The organism is Achromobacter insuavis (genome assembly GCF_902859645.1).
GTDB classification, from domain to species: Bacteria; Pseudomonadota; Gammaproteobacteria; order Burkholderiales; family Burkholderiaceae_B; genus Achromobacter; species Achromobacter insuavis.
This window is the reverse complement of record NZ_CADIJR010000159.1, coordinates 1-4,473: the sequence shown is the minus strand read 5'-3', so window position 1 is coordinate 4,473 and position 4,473 is coordinate 1. Positions and strand designations below refer to the sequence as shown.

Sequence of the window (4,473 nt, the reverse complement as noted above, 5' to 3'; positions counted from 1 at the left end):
GCCGCGGCGGGCAACGGGGCCGGCAGGCCGCGCCAGGCGAGCGCCACGTCGGTCACGCCCAGGCCCACGCCGGCGAACAACGCCGCGCCCAGCAGCGCGTAGCGCAGCCGGGCATCGTCGGGGCGCGTCAGCGCCAGCAGCGCCAGCGTGGCGGCGTGCAGGCACAGGATCTTCCAGGCCAGCGCCGGCAGGCTGCCGCCCAGGGTCCAGGCCGTGGCCAGCAGAAAGTCGGTCACAGCTTGTCGTCGCGCAGCAGGGCTTCGATTTCCGCGCGGTCCTTCCTGCTGACATGGCCTTCGCGCAGGGCGGCCAGCACCAGCGCCTTGCCGGAGCCGGCGAAGGCCTTGCCGATCAGGTCCTTGATCAGGCCGCCCTGGGTCGCCTTCTGGCTCTGGGCGGCGGCGTAGACGTGCGAGCGTTCGCTTTCATCGCGCGTCAGCAGGCCCTTGCCGTGCATGATCTGCATCAGCCGCAGCACGTTGGCGTAGGTCAGGCCGTCGCGCCCGGCCGCCATCGCGGCGTGGACCTGCTTGACGGTGGCGGGGCCGGTTTCCCAGAGCGCCTGCAACACGTCGAGTTCGGCGCTGGTGGGCTTGGCGGTGGCGGAAGGGGAGGCGGTCATGAAGCGGGGAAGTCGACAAAAGGCCGATCTAGAATAAATGTTCTAGAAAAGTTTGTCTACTTCCGTTTCTTCCGCCCCTTTCGCCGCCGACGCGCCGCCGCCGCGCCGGGCCGACGAGGCCTCAGCGCGACAGTCGCGGATTGAAGGCGTCGTTCAGGGCATCGCCCAGCAGGTTCAGCGACAGCACCGTCAGGATGATGGACACGCCCGGCAGCGCCGCCAGGTACCAGGCGGTGCGCAGCATCTCGCGGGCGTCGCCGATCATGCTGCCCCACGACACGGCGTTGGGATCGCCCATGTTCATGAACGACAGCGCCGATTCCATCAGGATGGCGTTGGCCACCAGCACCGACGTGGTCACGATCACCGGTGGCAGGGCATTGGGCAGGATCTCCAGCAGGGCGATGCGGGCGTGGCTGAAGCCCAGGCTGCGGGCCGCCTGCACGAACTCGGATTCGCGCAGGGTGCGGAATTCGGCCCGCACGAGCCGCGCCACCACCGGCCAGGAGGCCACGCCGATCGACAGCGCGATCACCGTCACCGAGGGCCGCGCGATCGCCACGATGACCACCACCAGCAAGAAGGCCGGAATGGTCTGCAGCAGCTCGGTCACGCGCATCAACACCACGTCGACCCAGCCGCCGAAGTAGCCGGCCGCCGCGCCGATGGCGATGCCGATCACCAGGCTCAGCAGCGCCGCGGTGACGCCCACGGTCAGCGACACCCGCGCGCCATGCGCCAGGCCGGCGGCCACGTCGCGGCCCATGGTGTCGGTGCCCAGCCAGAATTCGTGGTCCTGCCCCGGCCACAGGATGGGCGGCCCCACCATGTCGAGCGGGTCGTGCGGAAACACCCACGGCGCGGTGAGCGCGGCCAGCAGGATCAGGAGCAGCAGCAGCGCGCCGGCCACGGCGGCCGGGTTGGCCAGCAGGCGGCCCAGCGCGCCGCGGCGCAGCCGGGGCAGGGGGGCGGCCGGCGCCGGCGCGGAAGCGGATTGAACGGTCATCGTGAATCGGGAAATGAAGGGGTCAGCGCACGCGGATGCGCGGGTCGAGCAGGGTCTGCAGCAGGTCGACGATGATGTTGGCCAGGATCACCAGCAGTGACGACAGCACCAGGATGCCCAGCAGCACCACGTAGTCGCGCGCCATCACGGACTCGTAGGCCAGCCGGCCCAGGCCGGGCCAGCTGAACACGGTCTCCACCACCACCGCGCCGCCCAGCAGCGTGCCGACGTTCAGGCCGGCCACGGTGGTGACGGGAATCAGCGCGTTGCGCAGCACGTGGCGCAGCGCCACGGCGCGCGGCGTCAGGCCCTTGGCGTGGGCGGTGCGCACGAAGTCCTGGCGGTTCACCTCCAGCATCGAGGCGCGCGTCAGGCGGGCGAAGATGGCGACGTAGAAGCCGGTCAGCGCCAGCGTCGGCAGCACCAGGTGGCGCGCCACGTCGAGCGCGTAGGCCCAGCCGGTGGCGCCCGAGCCGATGGTGGACACGCCGCCGGGCGGCAGCCAGCCCAGCTTCACCGACAGCAGGATGATGGCCATCAACCCGAGCCAGAAGCCGGGCGTGGAATACAGCAGCAGCGCCGCCAGCGACAGCACGCGGTCGAGCCAGCGGCCGGCGAAGCTGGCCATGACCGCGCCCAGCGCGATGCCGGCCGCCAGCGCGCAGGCCAGCGCGCTGCCCATCAGCAGCACCGTGTTGCCCAGCCGGCTGAAGATCAGCTCGGACACCGGCAGGTTGTAGCGCGGCGACACGCCCAGGTTGAGCGTGGCCAGGTCGCGCAGGTAGGCGCCCAGCTGCTGCAGCACCGGCTGGTCCAGCCCGAAGTGGCTGCGCAGCGCCGCCATGCTGGCCTCGGTGGCCGAGCCGGACTCCGCCGCGATCACGTCGGCGGCGTCGCCCGGCACCGCCTGCAGCAGGAAGAAGCTCAGCAGCACCACGCCGATGACGGTGGGGATGGCCTGCAGCAGCGAGCGGCCCAGCACCCGCAGGGAACGATGCGCCGTCATGGCTGCAGATAGACGTCGGCCAGGTTGGACTCGACGCCGTCGGCCGTCAGCGAGTGGTCATGCACGCGCTGGTTGGCGATGGTGATGAACTCCGGCTGGTACAGGTTCAGGTCGGGCACCTCGCGCGCCACGATCTGCTGGAACTCCTTGAACAGCTGCACGCGGCGGGCCGGATCGTTCTCGACCGCGGCGGCTTCCAGCAACTGGTCCACCTTCGGGTTCTGGTAGTGCGTGCCGTTGGAGAACGGCACGCCCTTGATGAAGTTCTTCGACCAGTACAGCCGCTGCACGCCGACGGTGGGGTCGAACAGGTTGCTGGCGCCGTTGGTGGTGAAGGCGAAGTCGCGGTCGGTGTAGACGCGCTTGATGAAGGCCGAGGCGTCCTGCGCCCGCACCGTCACCGCGACGCCGACGCGCGCCAGCGTGGTGCGCAGGTAGTCGGCCAGGCGCGGGCCGTCGGCGCCGATCGGGTTGTAGTCCAGCGTCACGCGAAAGCGCACGCCGTCGGCGCCCTTGGGATAGCCGGCCTCGTCCAGCAGCGCGTTGGCGCGCTTCAGGTCGAAGGGGTAGGGCGTGGGCGTCGGGTCGTTGTAGGTCTTCAGGCCCGGCGCGATGGGCGAATACGCCACCTGGCCGACGCCGTAGTTCACCACCTTCAGGATGACGTTGCGGTCGATGGCGTGGGCCACCGCCTGGCGCACCTTCTCGTTCTTGAAGTGCGGATCGTCCAGGTTGAATTCCAGGCGCGTGACGTTGTAGGAGTAGCTGTTGCCCTTGGTCTCGAAGCGCAGCGACGGCACGGCCTTGAGACGCGCCAGGTCGGCCAGCGGCACGGGCGTGCGGTAGCCCAGGTCGACCGTGCCGGTCTCGAAGGCGATGGCGGCCGCCGCCGGGTCGGCGACGATGCGCACGATCAGGCGGTCGATGTAGGGTTTGGGCTTGTCCCAGTAGTCCGGGTTGCGCTCGTAGACGATGTGACTGCCGCGCACCCACTCCTTGAACTTGTACGGGCCGGTGCCGATCGGCGCCGAGGTGGCCGGGTTGGTCAGCGGATCGGTGCCTTCGTAGATGTGCTTGGGGATGATCGGCGTTTCGGTCGCGACGAAGGCGCGGATCAGGTAGGGCGCCGGCTTGGACAGGCGCAGCACCACGGTGTGGTCGTCCGGCGTCTCGATGGCGGTGACGTTGGCGAAGGTGTTGCGGCCGCGCGGGTGGATCTTCTTGAGCAGCTCGATGGAGAAGGCCACGTCCGCCGCCGTGAACGGCTTGCCGTCGTGCCACTTGACGCCCTGGCGCAGCGTGAAGGTGTACACGGTGCCGTCGGGGCTGATGTTCCAGGCGGTGGCCAGCTGCGGCTCGGGGTTCAGGTCGTAGTCGTACTTGAGCAGGCCTTCGGTGACCTTGGCGCTGACGCTCAGGATCGGCGTGGCGACGTTGCCCACGGTGACCAGCGCGGTGGGTTCGGACGGCAGCAGCAGCGTCAGCGTGCCGCCGCGGGTGGGTTCCGCATGGGTGTACGGGCTGGCGGCCAGCAGCAGGCCGGCAAGGGTCAGGCTGAGAAAGGAACGGCGGGTTGGCTTCATGATCGTCGCGAAAACAGGGGATGAGATGGGCCCCGGGACGCGCCCGGGGCGATCCAGGAAAAGGGAGCGGTCAGGCGGGCGCGCCGTCGTGCTGGTAGGCGCTGCCGGCCTGCTCCACGCTGACCAGGCCGTAGCGCACGTCGCGCTCGACGCGCGCGGCGTCGCGGCGGGCCGGGTCGCCCAGTCCGCCGCCGCCCGGAGTGTGCACCACCAGGCGTTCGCCGGCCGGCACCAGCTGGCGGCCCTTCGCGCGCAG

5 protein-coding genes and 1 pseudogene are annotated in these 4,473 nt (G+C 70.2%); all 6 read right to left on the bottom strand.

Going from position 1 to position 4,473, the window contains the following annotated elements; translation table 11 throughout:
• A partial coding sequence (locus tag H0523_RS31630) for a hypothetical protein (RefSeq protein ID WP_180180299.1) occupies positions 1-236 on the bottom strand: 236 nt, incomplete at its 3' end.
• The gene (locus H0523_RS31625) at positions 233-622 is read right to left on the bottom strand and encodes a BlaI/MecI/CopY family transcriptional regulator (RefSeq protein ID WP_054428800.1); all 390 of its coding nucleotides are present in this window, start codon (positions 620-622) and stop codon (positions 233-235) included. The genes H0523_RS31625 and H0523_RS31630, both read right to left, overlap by 4 nt.
• A gap of 121 nt (positions 623-743) precedes the next feature.
• Positions 744-1,628 (bottom strand): ABC transporter permease, encoded by an 885-nt coding sequence (locus H0523_RS31620; protein WP_054428799.1) that lies wholly within the window; start codon positions 1,626-1,628, stop codon positions 744-746.
• A 22-nt stretch (positions 1,629-1,650) separates the two neighbouring features.
• A complete protein-coding gene (locus H0523_RS31615; protein ID WP_054428798.1) occupies positions 1,651-2,634 on the bottom strand; it encodes an ABC transporter permease in 984 nt (327 codons plus the stop codon).
• Positions 2,631-4,217, bottom strand: coding sequence for an ABC transporter substrate-binding protein (locus tag H0523_RS31610; protein ID WP_054428797.1), 1,587 nt, complete (start codon positions 4,215-4,217; stop codon positions 2,631-2,633). The genes H0523_RS31615 and H0523_RS31610 overlap by 4 nt, the downstream gene beginning before the upstream one ends.
• Before the next feature lie 70 nt (positions 4,218-4,287).
• Positions 4,288-4,473, bottom strand: a pseudogene (locus H0523_RS31605) (hydantoinase B/oxoprolinase family protein); the annotation flags it as partial.